Here is an 18,450-nt window from a genome sequence, read left to right as displayed (position 1 = left end):
GATAAAAGTTATAGATGGCTATTCGATATGAGTATTAGTCATTGCTAGTGTAGCGAAGTATACTGAAAACAGCAAGTAAAGAAGCGCGCTAAAAGGAGGCAATCAAGGTGGACTATTCATTGCGAACGAGAATTGCGAATCAACCGATTTACCATGATTCGGAGTTGCTTAAAGAAATTCATTTGGTCAAAGGCAATAATGAGCGATTAGTGATGGAAATGAACACCGGCTACCACGATGCAGCCGAAGTACGGGCGTATTTAAAGTGTATTACGGATCAAGAAATAGATGAATCGGTGGCTGTATCATTACCGTTTTATACGGATTACGGTAAGCACATCACATTTGGTAAAGAGATTTTTATTAATAATAATGTTCTATTCGTTGATTTAGGTGGGATTACGATTGATGATCACGTATTGATTGGGCCCCGTGCCTCATTAATTACGGTGAATCATTTAGAAAATCCAGCCGATCGGCGCGGCTTATTCGTTAAACCGGTTCATATCAAACAGAACGCATGGATTGGTGCAGGGGCAACGATTTTACCAGGTGTGACAGTCGGTGAAAATGCGATTGTGGCTGCCAATGCAACGGTCACCAAAGACGTACCAGCTAATATGATTGTCGCCGGCACACCGGCAAAAGTCATTCGTCAAATTAAAGCAGAAAAGGAGTTTTAACATGTCAATTCAAAATAAAGTCATCATCATTACGGGTGCCTCATCAGGTATCGGGGCAGCAACTGCCAAATTATTAGCAAGCAAAGGGGCTAAGGTTGTTTTGGCCGCTCGTCGCGAGGATCGTCTTCAAGCCTTAGTAGCCGAAATTGGCGAAAATGCGATTTATCAAGCCACTGATGTGACCGATCGGGCGCAAATGGCGAGTTTAGTCCAATTAGCACTCGATCATTTCGGTCGTGTGGATGTTTTATATAACAATGCTGGCGTTATGCCACAAGGGAACCTCAGCGAACGCGATTACGATCAATGGCAAAAGATGCTCGACATCAACATCATGGGTGTTTTAAACGGGATTGGTGCGGTCTTACCAACGATGCAAACGCAACAAGATGGTTTGATTATCTCAACGGATTCAGTTGCCGGTCACGTGGTTTACCCAGCTTCTGCCGTTTACAACGGGACAAAATATGCCGTGCGCGCTATTATGGAAGGCTTACGCCAGGAAGAAAAAGATAACGGTATTCGCTCAACAATTGTTTCACCAGGGGCTGTTAAAACGGAATTGGTGAATACGATTGGCAACACCGCTGTTTTCGAAGGGGTTAAGCAATTAATGGATGCCCCAGAAGAATCAGCATTGGCCCTCAATCCAGAAGACATCGCCAACGCAGTCTTGTATGCGATTGATCAACCAAAACATGTGGTGGTCAGTGAAGTCTTGATTCGTCCAGCTAAACAACAAGTTTAAAAGAGTGTTCGACTAAGCGGGTAATGCGTGAGGATTAGCCTAAGCAGTCAAATAACTGATTTAGTCAGTTATTTGACTGATGTAGCTAAACGCAAGGCATTGCTTAGGCGAGCACGTTTCAAAATGGTATTTAGCTACTGAGAATTAATAAAAAATCACCTTAATCTGTTTTTTAAGATTAAGGTGATTTTTTAGATTAAGTGCAACCAGGTTGGTAATCAAAATGTGAAATGGATGACAACAGCTTTTTGAAATGAAAAGTCGTATAATAACAGTATTCTAAATGAAATTGGAGATCATAATATGGCAGAATTGATGCGTTTTTATCAAAGCTTTCAACCGGAACATTATCAAGTTTTTCTAGATATTAATCGGGCTCAAAAACGATTTAGTGGTCGGACAACAATTACGGGGACGGCCAAGGATGCGGTTGTCTTAATTCATCAAAATGGTTTGTTGATTGAAACGGTAAGTGCTGCGGGGAAGAGCGTGCCATTTACAGTTGATAATGACGCGAATGCCTTGAAGGTCGAAGTGGGCCAACCAGGCGAAGTGACATTGGTCATTTCATACACGGCCGCTTTAACGGATTCGATGATGGGGATTTATCCTTCTTATTATCAAGTCGATGGGGTGCAAAAAGAATTGATTGGGACGCAATTTGAAACCAACTTTGCGCGCCAAGCTTTTCCATGTGTCGATGAACCAGAAGCCAAAGCCACTTTTGATTTAGCGATTAAATTTGACGAACACGAAGGCGAAACGATTCTCAGCAACATGCCTGAAAAAGAAGTCATCGAGGGCATTCATCATTTTGAAACGACAGTTCGGATGTCAACGTACCTTGTAGCGTTTGCTTTTGGTGAACTCCAAGGTGCACAAACGAAGACGAAGAGTGGCGTTCAAGTAGGCGTTTTTGCCACTAAGGCTCATCAAGCCAACGAACTCGACTTTGCATTGGATATTGCCAAACGCTCAATCGAATTCTTCGAAGATTTCTACCAAACACCATATCCAATTCCACATTCATGGCAATTGGCCTTGCCCGACTTTTCAGCCGGTGCGATGGAAAACTGGGGCTTAGTCACTTATCGAGAAGCTTACTTATTGCTCGATCCAGATAATACGGCGCTAACAACGAAACACCGTGTAGCAACCGTGATTGCTCACGAATTGGCGCACCAATGGTTCGGCGATTTAGTGACAATGCAATGGTGGGATGATCTCTGGTTAAACGAAAGTTTTGCTAATATGATGGAATACGTCGCCATCGATGCACTTGAACCTGATTGGCACATTTGGGAAAGTTTCCAAACCTCAGAAGCATCATCCGCTCTACAACGAGATGCAACTGACGGCGTGCAATCAGTCCACGTGCAAGTTAACAATCCTGCTGAAATCGACGCCTTATTTGACGGCGCGATTGTTTATGCTAAAGGTGCACGGATGCTCGTGATGGTCCGCGCTTTAATTGGCGACGATGCATTACGCGCAGGTTTGAAGGCTTACTTTGCAGCCCATCAATTCGGGAATGCAACAGGGGCTGACTTATGGGCCGCACTTGGTAAAGCCGCTAACTTAGACGTCGGCGCTATCATGAACTCATGGCTCGAACAACCAGGTTATCCAGTGGTAACGGCTAAAGTCGTTGACGGACAATTAACGCTTAGTCAACAACAATTCTTCATCGGCGAAGGCCAAGAGGTTGGTCGGCAATGGCAAATCCCATTGAAGAGCAACTATGCGGCTGCGCCATTGTTGATGACTGATCGCAAATTAGTGCTTGGCGATTACGCCCAATTACGTGCCGCTAACGGGCAACCATTCCGTTTAAATGTGGGTAACGAATCACATTTCATTGTTAACTATGATCAAACGCTATTCGATGATATTTTAAAAGATAGTGCTGAAATGGCACCAATTTCACAACTTCAATTGCTACAAGATTTACGGTTATTGGCTGAAGGACGTCAAATTAATTACGCCGATGTCGTTCCAGTTCTAGCACCATTTGCTAAAAGTAATTCTAACTTAGTGGCTGATGCACTTTATACAGTGGCTGGTAATTTGAAGAAGTTTGTCACAGCCGGTGAAACAAGCGAACAACACTTGCGGACTTTCTTTGATCAATTGAGTAAAGCACAAGTCGCACGCTTAGGTTGGACGGTTCAACCAGCGGATACCAATGATGATCAATTGATGCGGCCAACAGTTTTAAGTGCAGCCTTGTATGCTAAGAATCAAGCAGCGATCGATGTGGCGCACACATTATTCCAAGCTAACCAAGATCAGTTGGCAACTTTACCAGCTGCTATTCGGGTACTAGTCTTGATGAATGAAGTGCAAAACTTTGGTAACGCCGCGCTTTACAGTCAACTCTTAGAAGCTTATCGTCAAACTAGCGATGCCAGCTATAAGAACGATTTGAGTGCCGCTTTAACACGGACGACTGATCCTGAATTAATCACCACTTTAATTAGTAAATTTGAAGATGCCGGTACAATTAAACCGCAAGATTTACGGGCTTGGTTCAGGGGCTTACTCGCTAACGATGCGAGTCAACAAGCCACTTGGGATTGGATTCGCAATGATTGGCAATGGCTAGAAGACACAGTCGGTGGCGATATGGAATTTACAACTTATATCACATCAATCGCGGCAGTCTTCAAGACGCCAGAACGTTTAGCGGAATTCAAAGCCTTCTTCGAACCTAAATTAGATACCCCAGGCTTAACCCGGGAAATAACGATGGACATTAAGGTCATCGAAAGTCGCGTGGCCTTGATTGAAAGTGAAAAAGAAAAGGTTAATGCGGCAATTGCACAACAAATTTAGTAGCATAGCGTGATGAAAAGCCGCCCTAACAAATATCGGTTTGTTGGGGTGGCTTTTTTGCGGGATAAATTTTTTCAAAATAGTCCTTGTCTTGAAGTGCACTTTAAGGTCTATACTTCATTTTGTTGATTAGAGATTAAACGAAATGGAAGTTATTAAAATGAAAAAGACAAACAAGAAGGTTATTTTAGCGATTATCCTCATCAGTTATTTTATGATTTTATTGGATAATTCAATTATTTTTACAGGGACGGTTAAAATTGCCGCCGAATTAAACTTAAGTCAAACAACATTATCGTGGGTCACAAATGCTTACTCACTAACGTTTGGTGGTTTGTTATTACTTGGCGGCAGTATTGGTGATATTATTGGCCGTAAGCGGGTTTTCATGATTGGACTGACAGTTTTCGCGGTAGGGTCATTATTAGTTGGCCTTGCCAATAGTGCGGTGATGATTATTTTAGCCCGGGCATTTCAAGGCATTGGTTCAGCAATCTTGGCACCAACGACTTTGGCACTCTTAATGGACAGTTTTTCAGGTGAAGCAAGAACACGCGCGATTGCGGCTTATGGTGCCACAGCTGGTATTGGTGCTAGTATTGGGTTAGTTATAGGTGGTATTTTTGCCAGTCTACTATCTTGGCGGGACGGCTTTTTCATCAACGTACCGATTGCGATTATTATGATTGGTTTAACGGTCCTTTTTATACCAACCACACAAGCCACACAAGCTAAGCGATTAGATTTAATCGGTGCACTGACGTCGATTATTGGGATGACGGCACTTGTTTATAGCCTAGTTGACCAACAAGGCCGCTTACTAGCATTGTTAGTAGCAGTCGTTGCGATTGCCGCTTTTATCTGGCAAGAAGCACGAACGAAACAACCAATGATGCCATTGCGCTTGTTTGCTGATCGCGAATGACTAGGGGGCTATATTGCGCGCTTCTTCTATCTGGGTGCAATGTTGAGTATGTGGTTTTTGACACCTCAAATTATGCAAACCCATTTAGGTTTTACGCCCCTTCAAGCAGGGATTGGCTTTTTCCCCTTAACGGTGGTTAATTTCATCGTTGCCTTGCAGGTTTCAAAATTAACAACGCGCTTTGGTAATACGAAATTACTAATCGTGGGGATTGCAACGACCGCAATTGGGATGGGTGCCTTAGGCTTTTTCTCAGAGCAAGTTGGCTATGCGCTAGGTATCGCGGTTCCGATGATCTTGATGGGGATTGGACAAGGGTTAACACTCAGTCCATTAACGGTCGCCGGTGTTGCCAATACGTTACCTGCAGATGCCGGCGCAGCTTTGGGCGTGGTCAACATGGTCCATCAAATTGGGGGTTCAATCGGAATGTCGTTTATTGTGGCTGTTTCAGCGACTTTTAAAAACGGTCTAACAAGTTACCACGTTGCAATGGGGTTAGCGACCGTTCTCTTGATTGGTGCGTTGCTCGCAGTGATCGGTTTAATTTTACCAACACTTAAAAAGGAGTCTTAATGATAAAAAAAATCTTAATTATTGGTGCAACAGGTTCAATTGGTTCAGAAGTTACCGCACATTTATTAGACGAAACGGATGCGCAACTCACTTTATTAGCGCGCCACGTTAACCAACCTAATCAAGAACGCGTCACGTGGGTTCAAGGAGACGCGACCAATCTCGCACAACTCGAAAAAGTAATGCGCAATCAAGATGCTGTTTTTGTAGCGGTCAGTGGCCAATTGGCCCAAGTAGTCAAGGCAGTCGTGACAACGATGACTAAATTACGGATTCATAAACTGGTTTTTATTGCTTCCATGGGGATTTATAATGAAATTCCAGCTAGCATTGGTGCTTCGGGCAATCTGGCATCTAATGGGATGTTGCAGGCTTATCGCCAAGCCGCGGATATTGTCACGGAGAGTACTTTGAATTATACTGTGATTCGACCCGGCTGGTTCGATCAATGTGGCCATGATTATGAAGTGACTGGCCGCAATGAACCTTTTGGCGGGCATGACGTTTCTCGCTGGGCAATTGCTGATTTAGTCCGGCGGGTGCTTGAGGACGAGCAATTATATGCACGAACAAGTGTCGGCATTAACCGGCCACAATAAAGGAGTTACGTGAGATGAATATTAAAGAAGCGAGTCAACAAACGGGCGTTACCGCGACAACCATTCGTTATTATGAAAAAGAGGGCTTAATCCCAGCGATTGATCGCAACGATGTTGGCGTGCGAGCGATTGACGACCGAATTATTAGAAGAATTAATTTCGTAAAGACAATGCGTGCAGCCGGGATGAGTATCGAAGCGCTTAAGGAATATATTCGTTTATTTGATGCCCAAGAAGATAATACAGCTCAGCAGTTTAAACTGTTGAACGAACAAATCGCAATTATGGAAGAAAAGCGCGATGATCTTCAAACGGCAATTGACCATCTGCGCTGGAAGGTTGATCACTATGAAGATCATATGGCAGTCACGGAAGAAGAATTAAGAGCGGTTGAAAAAAATAGAGCTGATCAGTAATCACTGAAGTTGGGGCAGTTTATACTGTGCCAACTTTTTTTGAAATTAATTGTTAGGTTTTTGTTGACACAACCTAACTAACGCGTTAAACTGATTTTCGTTAGGTTAACCGAAATTAAAACTAACTAATTATGAAAGCAGTGATCAATATGACAAATGAAACACAAGAAATCATGGCGTTATTCGCTAAACTCGTTCAATCGCGGTATTTTGTGGCATCGGCATGGATGACGGTCGGCAAAGAAAGACGGCGCGATTTTATGAATACGAAGGGTAAATCACGATTATTGAATTTATTGGCCGCTAAAGATGGGCTAACGAATGCTGAAATTACAGAATTACTAGATATTCGTCCTAGTTCAGTGAGCTTGCAAGTCAAGGCGCTTGAAGAAGATGGCTATGTTACACGCCAAGCATCAGCAGCAGATAAACGCGTTTCCCTCATTTTCATTACGGATAAAGGACGGGACTCAATCGAAAAAGGTGATTTGGAAACTGATAAATTATCAGAAACAATTTTGGCTGGCTTAAGCGAATCTGAAATCAATGAATTACGAGTGATTTTAAGCAAAATTGCTAATAATGTACAACAAACACAGTTTGATTCAGCCTTTTTCGAATACGGGCATCATATGCGTCATCAAAATCATGGCGATTGGAATCGTTCACGATTCCCTTGGTAGGAGGTTATTATTATGCAACAAATGAGAGTCGCACCATCTAAAAGTCAATTCAGTTTCAAAGATTTTCTAGGTTTAATTAAGAATACAAAACCTAAATATTGGCAGTTGTTCTTGGGTTTAGCATTAGGGTTAGTTGCAACTGGTGTTCAGTTGGCGGTTCCTAGTTACGCTAAACAATTGATCAATAGTTTTTCAAAACAATTTAATATTTATATGTTGATTGGGATTGTTGTGTTATTCATCTTGAGTGCGGTGATCAGTGCCGCTTCGGGATCGCTACTCGGTTTTTTCGGGGAGGATGTTATCCAGAAATTACGGAATAACATTTGGCATAAATTATTGCATCTTAGAGTGAGTTATTTTGATGACGTGAAGTCGGGCGAAATGACATCACGGTTGGTGAATGATTCAACTCAGATCAAAGATTTATTATCACGATCATTTCCCGGGTTAGTAACAGCCATTTTCACAATTGTGGGGGCGTTCGCTATTATGCTCTTCATGGATTGGAAAATGACTTTAATCATGGCCTTTTCAGTGCCATTGGTTATGGCTGTGATGTTACCAATTGCGAAGAAGTCACATGCCATTGGCCACACCCGCCAAGATGAGTTAGCGCGTTTCAACGGCGAAACGGATGAAACATTGAGCGAAATCCGCTTAGTCAAATCATCAAATGCAGAACAACAAGCCAGCCAACAAGGGCAAACAGCTATTGGTAGCCTTTATAAGATTGGTTTACGGGAAGCCATTTATGATTCTGTTGCGGGTCCGATTATGACCGCTGTCATGATGGGCTTAATTGTTGGTATTTTGGCTTATGGGTCAGCGCGAGTTGCTCAAGGCACAATGACAATTGGCGCGATGTTCTCATTTTTAATGTACTTATTCCAATTAATGGGGCCAGCCGCAACACTAGGGCAATTCTTTACAACGCTCTCAAAAGCTAGTGGTTCGACAGAACGGATTCAAGAATTGATGCAAGAATCTGAAGAAGATTTTGATCATGGAACGGCGGTAGATGTCGAAGGTCAAACATTGAAAGTTGAATCAGTTGATTTTGGTTATGAAGATGATCAAACGATTTTACATGATTTATCATTTGAAGCGAAACCTAATACGGTAGTCGCTTTTGCAGGCCCTTCCGGTGGCGGAAAATCGACAATCTTCAGCTTATTAGAACGGTATTACGAACCAAATCAGGGTGCAATCAAGATTGGCGAAACGTCAATTAACGATGTTTCCTTAGCAGATTGGCGGAAACAAATCGGTTTCGTCAGTCAAGATTCAGCTATTATGGCGGGGACAATTCGAGATAACTTAACTTATGGGTTAACCGGCGAATACGCAGACGCACAATTATGGGCTGTATTGCAGTTAGCTTTTGCTGAAAAGTTTGTGCGTGAGATGCCTGAGGGTCTTGATACAGAAGTCGGTACTCGGGGTGTTAAAGTTTCGGGTGGTCAACGGCAAAGATTGGCAATTGCGCGGGCCTTTTTACGCGATCCTAAGATTTTGATGTTGGATGAAGCGACCGCTAGTCTAGATTCCGAATCAGAAGCAATGGTCCAAAAAGCTTTGGAAACCTTGATGGAAGGTCGAACGACCCTCGTCATTGCGCACCGTTTAAGTACAATTGTTGATGCAGATCAAATTTACTTCATTGAAAACGGGCACGTTTCAGGTGCTGGTAAACATCAAGAATTAGTCGCCAACCATGAACTCTATAGAGAATATGTGGAGACACAATTCAATCAAGATTAAGAGTGTGTCATTAACGGTTAACTTCTGAGCATTAGCATAATGACGTGAATGAACGATAGCATCGTTCGTTTGCGGCATAGCGCTAAGCGGAAGAAGTTGTTAATGAAAGCACGTTTAAAAAAGAGTGCGTCATTAACTGATTATTTTAGGCTCTTTCAAAAACAGAGTAGCGTCCGAATCAATTGGACACTACTCTGTTTTTTGTTTTAGGTTATAATAGTAGAAAAGAGCAACAATTTAGTGCATAATATATCAATATTTGTTAGCTATTGGAGATTATAAGATGAATGAATTTTACCTAGTGGCGCTACTGTTAGTCGGCGTCATCGTGGTCAACGTGGTCAAGCAACTTGTACCACGGATACCAGAAGCCTTTTTATTAATTGCGATGGGCTGGGGCCTATCGTTTATGCCAGTGTTCCACAACTTTCAGTTGGAACCTGAATTTTTCATGTTACTGATTATTGCACCGTTGATGTTTATCGATGGGCAAAAGCAATCGTTTGCCAATATTCGTAAAAGATTCCGAGGGATTTTCCTACTCTCGGTTGTCTTAGCCGTTGTTACAGCAGCGGTAGTTGGCGTTATGACTAAGCAAATTGAGGCCCAATGGACATTCCCATTGGCGCTTGCGCTGGCCGCAATCGTCACACCAACCGATGCAGTCGCGGTCAAATCAATGACCGGTAACAATGATATGCCAAAGGGTGTCGGTGAAGCACTCGAACTTGAATCGCTATTTAATGATGCGACCGGGTTAGTGATGCTGGACCTTGCTTTGTCAGTGCTCTCAAAAGGGACGTTCTCGGTTGTTGAAGGGATTGGTCATTTCCTATTCGTAGCTGTTGGTGGGGTGGTTGTCGGTATTATTGGTGGGGTCTTATTGGTAATGCTTCGCTTTAACTTGAATCGACATGGTAAAAATCCGGAATTAACGACGATTCCGATTAGTTTATTGACGCCATTTGCGATTTACTTATTAGCAGAACATTTTGGCGTTTCCGGAATCTTAGCGGTGGTCGCAACCGGGATTGAACATAACTGGGAAGCTGATCGTTTGCGATTAACATCAACTAACGTTCAACTCACTTCACGAACAATTTGGAATATTCTAGCGGATATTCTCAATGACTTTGTTTTCTTAATTTTAGGGATTTCGTTACCAGAAGTTGCTCGAAATGTGACGCAAATGGGTTGGCAGGGTGCTGCCGCCTTATTAGGGGTCAGTGTTTTAATCTACGTTGTCATGTGGATTGTGCGCTATGTTTGGGCATTACGTGGGGATAGTGCTTCAATTTCAGCTTTCTTTGGTGATCGAAAAAGTGATGAGCGGCCATTTTTTGCCCGTTTATTCGCAGTCAGTGGGATTCACGGTACAGTGACGTTAGCGATGGCATTCTCATTGCCAAATACGATTGCAGGGCATGCCTTTCCATATCGGGACGAATTAATTGCGATCGCGACTTTCGTCATTTTAATCAGTATGGTGGTCAGTTCGATTGTGCTGCCACGTAAGTTGCCACAAAAAACGGAAGCTTATACGATGGCCGATTTGGATCATATCCGCAATAAGATGGTCGATTACGTTATTTTACAAATGCGTTCTCAAATTGAAGATCATGCCGTTCGCGAAGCACTAACGGATCAGCTCCAATCACAAAAGAGCAATCGATTAACAGTGGATCGCGCGCAGTCGACGGCTAATTATAATGCGTTGTTGAGTGAGACTAAGGAAGTGGTGGATAACTTTCTTCATTGCGAGGACGTTAATAATCGTTATAGTCCAGAAATCGTTAATATTTATGACAAAATATTACGACGCGTACTGGTTGAATCAAAACGTAATCACTTTACCTTGCGAATGAAACATTCTATTAAGCATTGGAAAAAGGAAGTATTGTGGCATACAAGTCATCGCGTGATTACGCATAAACAACAACGCCGTTTCCGGGATGCGCGAATTGCCGAAAATCCTGAATTGTCAGAACAGATTAAACAACGCGAAGTAATGCGGGATGATTTATTAGCACTTAATAATGAAGTGACAGATACGATTGATCATTATCTCGATACGGTTCTAGAAAATCGCTTGAAGCAAAAGCATAGCGATAATGATTTCGTTTATCTGGTTCGTCGTACGATGAATCATTTCTGTGCGCACATCAAACATGATTATCAAAAGAGTGCGGCAACAGTGCCAGATATCTTATACGTTCAAGCATTCCAACATGAGTATGATTTCGTGCAACAAGGGATCAATGCTGGTTACATCAACCAATCGATTGCCGGTGTGTTGTATACCGAAATTAATCAAGCACAGTTATTACAACTACAACAATTCCAAGAAACAGAAGAGATGGCTTTAATCGAGGCTTAAGAATCTGAGCTTTATTTTCAATAGGGTCACTGGTATGGTGACAGTATGGGAAAGGGTGATGAGTATGCAATTTGGTGAACGATTAAAGCAACAACGAGAACAACGGGGATTAACCCAGGAAATAGTCGCGCAGCAATTTCATGTTTCACGCGCAACGATTGCGAACTGGGAACACGAGCGGAGTTATCCAGATATCAATTGTCTAATTGCTATTAGCGATTATTATCAGATTTCACTTGATGTGTTATTAAAAGAAGATAGCGGTATGACGGAAGCAATGCAACGTAAAATCGAATTGCAAAAGTTGAAACCCTTCTATTGGGGTTCGTTGTTAATTGATGGCTTTATTTTAGTGATCTTGATGGGCCGTGGTTATCAATTACCATTGTTAAAGACGGATGCATTTTTAGTGATGATGGTTTTACTGATTGAGGCTGCTAACATCTATATGATGCTGACGGTTCGCAATCGCCAGCATCAGCTGGGAATTCAAGAAACATCACAAAAGTCAATTCTGTCGTATTTATTTGGGATATTAATTGTCCTTTTGATTGGTGGATTAGCACTTGTCTCAAGTCAATGGAGCGCGATTGGCATCATTAGTGGAGGTGTTGTTGCTGGAATTATCATATGGATTCGACAACATTGTCCTAAGAATAACTAAACAGGTGATTCCAATACGTAGTTGCGACCGTACTGGTAGTATGTTAGTAACATTAATGGGATATTTGGTTTAGTAAGTCATGACAAAAAGAGCCGTTCAGATTAAAATGATATACTCCCCTCAAAGTAGACACTTGAATTATAAAAAGTGTGTACCCAGAGAGGAGTATTTTTGTGAGTAAACGGATTTCATATTTAAAGAAAATCGAAGCAGTTCAAGCTGTACTAAATAATCAAGCATCAATCTCAGCCGTCAGCAAAGATTTTTCTGTAGCCAAATCATCACTACGTGACTGGATTAGAAAATACCAAAAATGGGGCGTTAACGGGATTCGTCCCTACAAGATAGTTAGAAATTATCCCCCACAAATTAAGCACGACGCAGTTATAGACGTAGTAAAAAACGGATTATTAATCAGCGAAGCAATACAAAAATATGATATTAGTGACCGATTAGTATTGAGAAAATGGATAAGGCTTTATAATGAACGAAAGCAATGGAAACCAAAAAGATTGGGGCTTTCGTCTATGAAAAGCGGTCGTAGTACGTCATTTACAGAACGAATTGAGATAGTTGAATATACTTTAAAAAAAGGTCGAGATTATCAAGCAGCAATTCAAAAGTATGGGGTATCTTATCAACAAATCTATAACTGGCTTAAAAAATATGAAAATTCAGGAGCCGAAGGCTTAAAAGATGGACGTGGTCATCACAAGAAAAAGCAAGAATTAACTGAATTAGAACGCTTGAAGCTAGAAAATGTACGTCTAAAAAATAGGAATCAGTATTTAGAAATGGAAGCAGATATCGCAAAAAAAGAAGTGGAGCTCAGACAAAGATTCGGTTATTTTCGTTAACCACAAATGACCTGGGATATACAACAGTATCTGAGCTCCACCAAGAAAAACGGTATTCAATAAAAGCACTATGTGCTTCACTAAAAGTTAGTCGGAGTGGCTATTACAAATGGTTAAAGGCTGGTCCGTCTAAAGCTGAAGAAATCAGGCAAGCACAAGCGGCAATCATTAAAGAAAGCTTTTACCAGTCAGATAAAACATTTGGAGCAATTAGAATTAAATGTGCAATAAGACGTGAACATCAAATAGATATTAATATAAAAACGGTTAGACGCTTAATGAAGATTATGGGACTTGTGTCAGATATTAGACGGAAACGACCAATCTGGCAACGTAGCAGGTCTTTATTTACAGCGGGGAATATTATAAGTCGTGAATTTAATGCGGATAAACCAAATCAGAAGTGGTTTACTGATATTAGCTATCTTAGTTACGGGGATACCGGTGAGCGAGCTTATATAAGTGCCATAATAGATAGTTTTGATAAACGAATTGTTGCCTATCAGATAAGCAAACACAACGACAATAAATTGGTTATGAACACGATACGATTAGCTTTTAAAAGATTCCCTGATGTTAAACCAATCATTCATAGTGATCGAGGTTTCCAATATACCTCAACTGAATATAAGCGATTGATAGAACATTATGGTATTAATGTTAGCATGTCCCGCGCGGGACATTGCCTTGATAATCAGCCGATTGAAAGCTTTTGGGGTATTTTGAAGTCTGAATATTTCTATCGACATACTTTTAACTCACTATCCGATTTAAAAGATGGAATTTACGCATATATTGATTATTATATGAATAAACGATATATGCCAATTTACAATGGGTTAACACCAATCGAAGTATACAAAAAAGCCGTATAGAATATACGACTTTAAAAAAACATTCATTTTTTATAAATCATCTGTCTACTTGACAGGGTATGGTTCAAAATCTGAACGGCTCTTTTTATAATTATTCAAACATTTTCTTAGTAGCGCGCATCAATGTTTTGATATCACGATCGTAACGTGGTGTGTCGACTAATTTTGCCATTGGAATCCCAGCAAAGTGGTAAGCTGCAATTTCGCCAGAACGAACGGCACTTTGTTCAGTGAAAATCATCTGATAAGGTTGTTCAACAAATTCACCAGTGAAGGCTAAGTTGGTTGAATGTTCAGGGATGACCTCTGGGCGATCTGTTTTGGCACGATTGTTGAAGAGTGCTGAAGCATATGGCATGTAAACAGGAATGTTATTGATGACACTGTCCATAATTTCAGCTTCCTTTTCGCGGATATTGATTGGGCCAGGATCGACCTTAGCTAATTGACCAATCAATTCTTGTAACATTTCCTTACCAGTCATTTCGATGTAAGGTTTGTCCACGAATTCACCACTCCGACGTGGATAGAGGAAGTAACCCCAGATAACCGCTTCATTTGGTTTTTGAGTTGTGAAGTGAGGTTGATGGTGAACAACAATCGACATATTAACATCTTTTTGACCAAGTGGTGTGATTGGTTTCGTTGATAGGAATGAGTTTAAGGCATTCCCTGGAATTTGAGTGGTAATGCGTTCGATTTCGTTTAATAAAATATGGTTTTTAGTCGTTAAAGTAAAGCTGACCCATTCACTGGCATTGCGGTCAGCGAAGAATTTATCGGCATTACCGAGGTTGTAGAATTTAGAAGCAATTTGTTTCCACAAACCGGCAGCAGCACCGTAATCCATATTTTCAGGAGCTGGTGTGTTGTAATCACCAAGTGTTGCAGAATCAGTGATTGAACCGTTCGTGAAGATAACAGCAGTATCGTCATCAACCGTGATGTGTTCAACTTCATCTGTTTCAGTATTGGTCATCGTCATACCAGTAACCGTGATTTCATCGGTCATCTGAGTCTCTTTAAAGTCTAAATCAGTGATTCGACGGTTGAGAATGATGCGGCAACCTTGATCTTTTAAGTAGTTAATAAGAGGTAACATGATACTTTCGTATTGATTGTAACGTGTCCGGTTAACACCGACTAAGTGTTCAATCTGTGTGAATTCATAAATCATTTGGTGCATATATCGGCGTAATTCTTGTGCGGAACTTTGTGTTCTGAAAGCAAAGGTTGTTTCCCACATGTACCAGAAGTTAGTTTGGAACATATGTGGATCATCCTTGAAGTATTCGGCAATTGAAACATTGTCTAGTTTTTCTTCTTCAGAGTCGGGCATCATAATTAATTTGGTCATTAATAACCGATCTTTATTATTGAAGCCGAGGTGACCAGCATCCAAAATACCTTTGCTACCTTCCAATAAACGGGCCTTGTCGAACGTGCGGTGTTGCGCGTCGAATGAACGGGTATCTTCTTCAGCTGTCATATTAGGTTCAGTTGCTGAAGGAATCCGACCTAAAAGATCCATTAAATCGACGTAAGTCCGGTAATTAAGCATCCGGCCACCACGGGCAACGTAACCTTTAGTATTTTCTAGTGGATGATTCTTGTTCCAGTATTCATCGGTTGTTTCGGAAACAGGTGCACCATCGTTTGAACCATGGTCATCTAATGAGTAGAATGTAATAGCATCACCAGACCAACCGCCTTCTTGAATTAAATAGACTGCTGCGGCCATGTTTGAAAGACCAGCGCCAATCATGATTGCTTTTTTCTTGATCATATGAAAAACCTCCTAGATTCAGTTTAGAAATTACTAGCAATTAACGACTTTCAAACTTTTCGTAATCAACTGAATCATCTCTAAATAGTTCCATTTTTTTAGCAACTAAGCAAGCACCGGTGACTGTGATCCCTGCAAGTACAAAACTGCCTAATAAGAATTTCTTCATGATATTCGCTCCCTTCCATTAACTACCTTGGATATCTATATTATACTGCGAATTGAAAAAAACAAAAAGGTAAAACCCTTACAGAAATGCTGATAAGGATTTAATAAGGCCAAATGCCCTATTAAATAAGGGAAAAGGGGACTAATTAAGTTTAGGTTAAGTCGCTGTTAATTATTTCCTGGGAAATGAAAGGTTTGTCAAAATAAAGCGCCAAATAAGGATGCTAGAGAATGTCGCGCGTTTATTGAAGCGGGGTGTGAGATAATAGCTAGGCAATCAATGGTTATTAAATGATACTCGTAGTGACAGGAGGAATAGTATGAACATTGGTCACCAAATCAAACAAAATAGATTGAAACGAGAATGGACCCAAGAATACTTAGCCCAGCTGTTGAATGTATCACGTTCAACAGTCTCAAGCTGGGAAGTTGGGCGAAACTACCCCGATTTAGAAACGATTGTGGCGATTAGTGATTTATTTACTATTTCTCTTGATAAATTATTACGGGAGGACAGTGTTATGACCAAAGAAGTTTCGAAACGGATGCACATGAACAAGTATTATAAAATCGTCTTGACGATGATTGCAGTTATTTTATTAGGATTGGTGATTAGTAACCGACGTTTAAACCAATTGGAACAACGGTATCGGGAGAATTTAACGCATTACGGCTGGCATCTTGATAAAGATACCAGTCCATATGCCAACAATAGTGCGTATGAACTTAAGACGGGGGATACGACCTATTACACTTATATCCTACCAACTGGTTATAATCCAATTCCATTGGAAGAACGTAAGGTGAATATTATCACGCGACAAAATGGACACGTTGTTGATGTTTTAGATAGTCAGTATATTACCGTCGTCTTTTCGAAGTCAAATGATGCCAAACTAAAGTATCAAGGTAGTGTTCAAGTTAATCTAGCAGGTGAATTGATTGCTGATCAACCACGGTTAACGAGTGCTAAGAAGGCGTATTTTAAAGCGTATTTGAAGCAACACCAAAAGACTTATCAAGCATTAATTCAAAATAGTCTTCGGAAGAAACAAGAGATCATTACTAAACGGTAGTTAATTTAAATTTAACGGGTAAAAATGCTTGACCTCAAGTTAGCTTGAGGTTGTAAAGTAGTCTTATCGATTAGAAAAAGGAGACTTTTAAATGCAAAAATTATCTGCCTTAACGGCCCCTATGACCTTAAGCAACGGTGTTACAATTCCAGGATTAGGTTATGGCACATACCAAACACCTAACGAAGAAACGAAAAAAGCGGTCTTAGAAGCTTTATCAGTTGGCTATCGCCATATCGATACAGCTGCCGTTTATGGTAACGAACAAGGTGTCGGGGATGCTTTGAAAGAAAGTGATATTGCTCGTGAAGACATCTTTGTGACAAGTAAGTTATGGAATACGGAACGTGGCTATGACGCTACTAAGGCTGCATTTGCGAAAACAATTGCGACATTAGGTGTTGATTATTTAGATTTATATTTGATTCATTGGCCAGCAAATACCAAACAATTTGGAGCTAAAGCGGCCGAATTAAACGCTGAAACTTGGCGGGCGATGGAAGATCTATATAATGAAGGCAAAATTCGTGCAATTGGTGTTTCTAACTTTATGCCCCATCATTTAGATGAACTCATGAAGACTGCTGTAATCAAACCAATGGTTGATCAAATTGAAGTGCATCCAGGCTGGCCACAAGCAGAAGCTGTGCGTTATAATCAAGCGCATGACATTTTAGTTGAAGCTTGGGCACCACTTGGTGAAGCAAGTGCTCTTTCTAATGAAACGATTGCGGCAATTGCGACGAAACATGGTAAAACAGCAGCGCAAGTTTGTCTTCGTTGGGGGATTCAACAAGGTGTGTTACCATTACCTAAGTCAACCCATCAAGAACGTATGGCGCAAAATACTGACATCTTTGATTTTGAACTAACAGATGCCGAAATGATCCAAATTAGTGCTTTGGAAAACTTAGGCGGTCAATGCATGGTGCCAGATGAGGTTGATTTTTAATCAAGCGCAAGGAAGGTTAATATGGCATTATCAATTGGCGAAGTCGCTCAACAGTATGATTTAAGCATTCCGACACTACGGTATTATGAAGAACAAGGACTGCTACCGTTTATTAAACGCAGCCCCGCTGGTCGGCGTGAATTCCGGCAAGCAGACTTGGATTGTCTATGTGATATTGAATGCTTGAAAAAAACGGGCATGCAGTTGAAAGACATTAAGCAATATATCGATTGGCGAACCGCGGGCGATGAAACATTGGACCAACGCTTGACGTTGATTCAACAACGGCGACAAATGTTGGCCAGTGAGATTGAATCACTGCAAGCAGAATTGACAAAACTAGATCATAAAGAGTGGTATTACACTAAAGCAAGTGAGGCCGGGACAGAGGCCATTTTTACAGCGGATTGTGATACGGAATACGAACGCGCTCATCAGAATAAGTAGTTAAAAAGAGGCGCCCTTA

General features: G+C 41.1%; 16 protein-coding genes and 1 pseudogene. 15 read left to right on the top strand and 2 right to left on the bottom strand.

What is annotated here, in order from left to right:
- Positions 1 to 107: 107 nt before the first annotated feature.
- The 12 genes and pseudogenes from ACPBEH_RS06515 (at position 108) to ACPBEH_RS06460 (ending at position 14,002) form a co-directional block, all read left to right on the top strand.
- The gene (locus ACPBEH_RS06515; RefSeq protein ID WP_424348637.1) at positions 108 to 683 is read left to right on the top strand and encodes a DapH/DapD/GlmU-related protein; all 576 of its coding nucleotides are present in this window, start codon (positions 108 to 110) and stop codon (positions 681 to 683) included.
- A gap of 1 nt (position 684) precedes the next feature.
- A complete protein-coding gene (locus tag ACPBEH_RS06510) occupies positions 685 to 1,431 on the top strand; it encodes an SDR family oxidoreductase (protein ID WP_424348636.1) in 747 nt (248 codons plus the stop codon).
- A gap of 303 nt (positions 1,432 to 1,734) precedes the next feature.
- Positions 1,735 to 4,266 carry a M1 family metallopeptidase gene (locus ACPBEH_RS06505; RefSeq protein WP_424348635.1) on the top strand — a complete coding sequence of 844 codons (2,532 nt, stop codon included), beginning with the start codon at positions 1,735 to 1,737 and terminating at the stop codon, positions 4,264 to 4,266.
- A gap of 145 nt (positions 4,267 to 4,411) precedes the next feature.
- Positions 4,412 to 5,767 (top strand): annotated as a pseudogene (locus ACPBEH_RS06500) (MFS transporter).
- Between the two features lie 2 nt (positions 5,768 to 5,769).
- The gene (locus ACPBEH_RS06495; protein ID WP_424350058.1) at positions 5,770 to 6,366 is read left to right on the top strand and encodes an NAD(P)H-binding protein; all 597 of its coding nucleotides are present in this window, start codon (positions 5,770 to 5,772) and stop codon (positions 6,364 to 6,366) included.
- Positions 6,367 to 6,380: 14 nt separating this feature from the next.
- On the top strand, positions 6,381 to 6,782 hold the full coding sequence (locus tag ACPBEH_RS06490) for a MerR family transcriptional regulator (RefSeq protein WP_016264535.1): 402 nt from the start codon (positions 6,381 to 6,383) through the stop codon (positions 6,780 to 6,782).
- A 149-nt stretch (positions 6,783 to 6,931) separates the two neighbouring features.
- On the top strand, positions 6,932 to 7,465 hold the full coding sequence (locus ACPBEH_RS06485; protein ID WP_011373941.1) for a MarR family winged helix-turn-helix transcriptional regulator: 534 nt from the start codon (positions 6,932 to 6,934) through the stop codon (positions 7,463 to 7,465).
- A 12-nt stretch (positions 7,466 to 7,477) separates the two neighbouring features.
- On the top strand, positions 7,478 to 9,229 hold the full coding sequence (locus tag ACPBEH_RS06480) for an ABC transporter ATP-binding protein (protein ID WP_025016227.1): 1,752 nt from the start codon (positions 7,478 to 7,480) through the stop codon (positions 9,227 to 9,229).
- A gap of 283 nt (positions 9,230 to 9,512) precedes the next feature.
- Positions 9,513 to 11,606 (top strand): cation:proton antiporter, encoded by a 2,094-nt coding sequence (locus ACPBEH_RS06475; protein WP_424348634.1) that lies wholly within the window; start codon positions 9,513 to 9,515, stop codon positions 11,604 to 11,606.
- A gap of 58 nt (positions 11,607 to 11,664) precedes the next feature.
- Positions 11,665 to 12,270: a helix-turn-helix domain-containing protein gene (locus tag ACPBEH_RS06470; protein WP_424348633.1), complete on the top strand. Its 606-nt coding sequence runs from the start codon at positions 11,665 to 11,667 to the stop codon at positions 12,268 to 12,270.
- 173 nt (positions 12,271 to 12,443) lie between these two features.
- A complete protein-coding gene (locus tag ACPBEH_RS06465) occupies positions 12,444 to 13,127 on the top strand; it encodes a transposase (RefSeq protein WP_424348575.1) in 684 nt (227 codons plus the stop codon).
- Positions 13,109 to 14,002, top strand: coding sequence for an IS3 family transposase (locus ACPBEH_RS06460; protein WP_424350057.1), 894 nt, complete (start codon positions 13,109 to 13,111; stop codon positions 14,000 to 14,002). The genes ACPBEH_RS06465 and ACPBEH_RS06460 overlap by 19 nt, the downstream gene beginning before the upstream one ends.
- A gap of 91 nt (positions 14,003 to 14,093) precedes the next feature.
- On the opposite strand, the gene ACPBEH_RS06455 is transcribed toward ACPBEH_RS06460, so the two are convergent.
- On the bottom strand, positions 14,094 to 15,788 hold the full coding sequence (locus ACPBEH_RS06455) for an oleate hydratase (RefSeq protein ID WP_407129278.1): 1,695 nt from the start codon (positions 15,786 to 15,788) through the stop codon (positions 14,094 to 14,096).
- 40 nt (positions 15,789 to 15,828) lie between these two features.
- The gene (locus ACPBEH_RS06450) at positions 15,829 to 15,957 is read right to left on the bottom strand and encodes a hypothetical protein (protein ID WP_424348631.1); all 129 of its coding nucleotides are present in this window, start codon (positions 15,955 to 15,957) and stop codon (positions 15,829 to 15,831) included.
- A 319-nt stretch (positions 15,958 to 16,276) separates the two neighbouring features.
- Here ACPBEH_RS06450 and ACPBEH_RS06445 point away from each other — a divergent pair, with 319 nt between their 5' ends.
- The 3 genes from ACPBEH_RS06445 (at position 16,277) to ACPBEH_RS06435 (ending at position 18,431) form a co-directional block, all read left to right on the top strand.
- Complete coding sequence (locus ACPBEH_RS06445; RefSeq protein ID WP_424348630.1) at positions 16,277 to 17,032, top strand: helix-turn-helix transcriptional regulator; 756 nt, start codon at positions 16,277 to 16,279, stop codon at positions 17,030 to 17,032.
- A 91-nt stretch (positions 17,033 to 17,123) separates the two neighbouring features.
- Positions 17,124 to 17,984 (top strand): aldo/keto reductase, encoded by an 861-nt coding sequence (locus ACPBEH_RS06440; protein WP_424348629.1) that lies wholly within the window; start codon positions 17,124 to 17,126, stop codon positions 17,982 to 17,984.
- A 21-nt stretch (positions 17,985 to 18,005) separates the two neighbouring features.
- Positions 18,006 to 18,431: a MerR family transcriptional regulator gene (locus ACPBEH_RS06435; RefSeq protein WP_424348628.1), complete on the top strand. Its 426-nt coding sequence runs from the start codon at positions 18,006 to 18,008 to the stop codon at positions 18,429 to 18,431.
- The last annotated feature ends 19 nt before the right edge of the window (positions 18,432 to 18,450 follow it).

The sequence above is a fragment of the Latilactobacillus parasakei genome (genome assembly GCF_049674265.1).
Taxonomy (GTDB): Bacteria; Bacillota; Bacilli; order Lactobacillales; family Lactobacillaceae; genus Latilactobacillus; species Latilactobacillus sakei.
The sequence above is the reverse complement of the archived record's forward strand: the minus strand, read 5'-3'. Positions and strand labels throughout refer to the sequence as shown.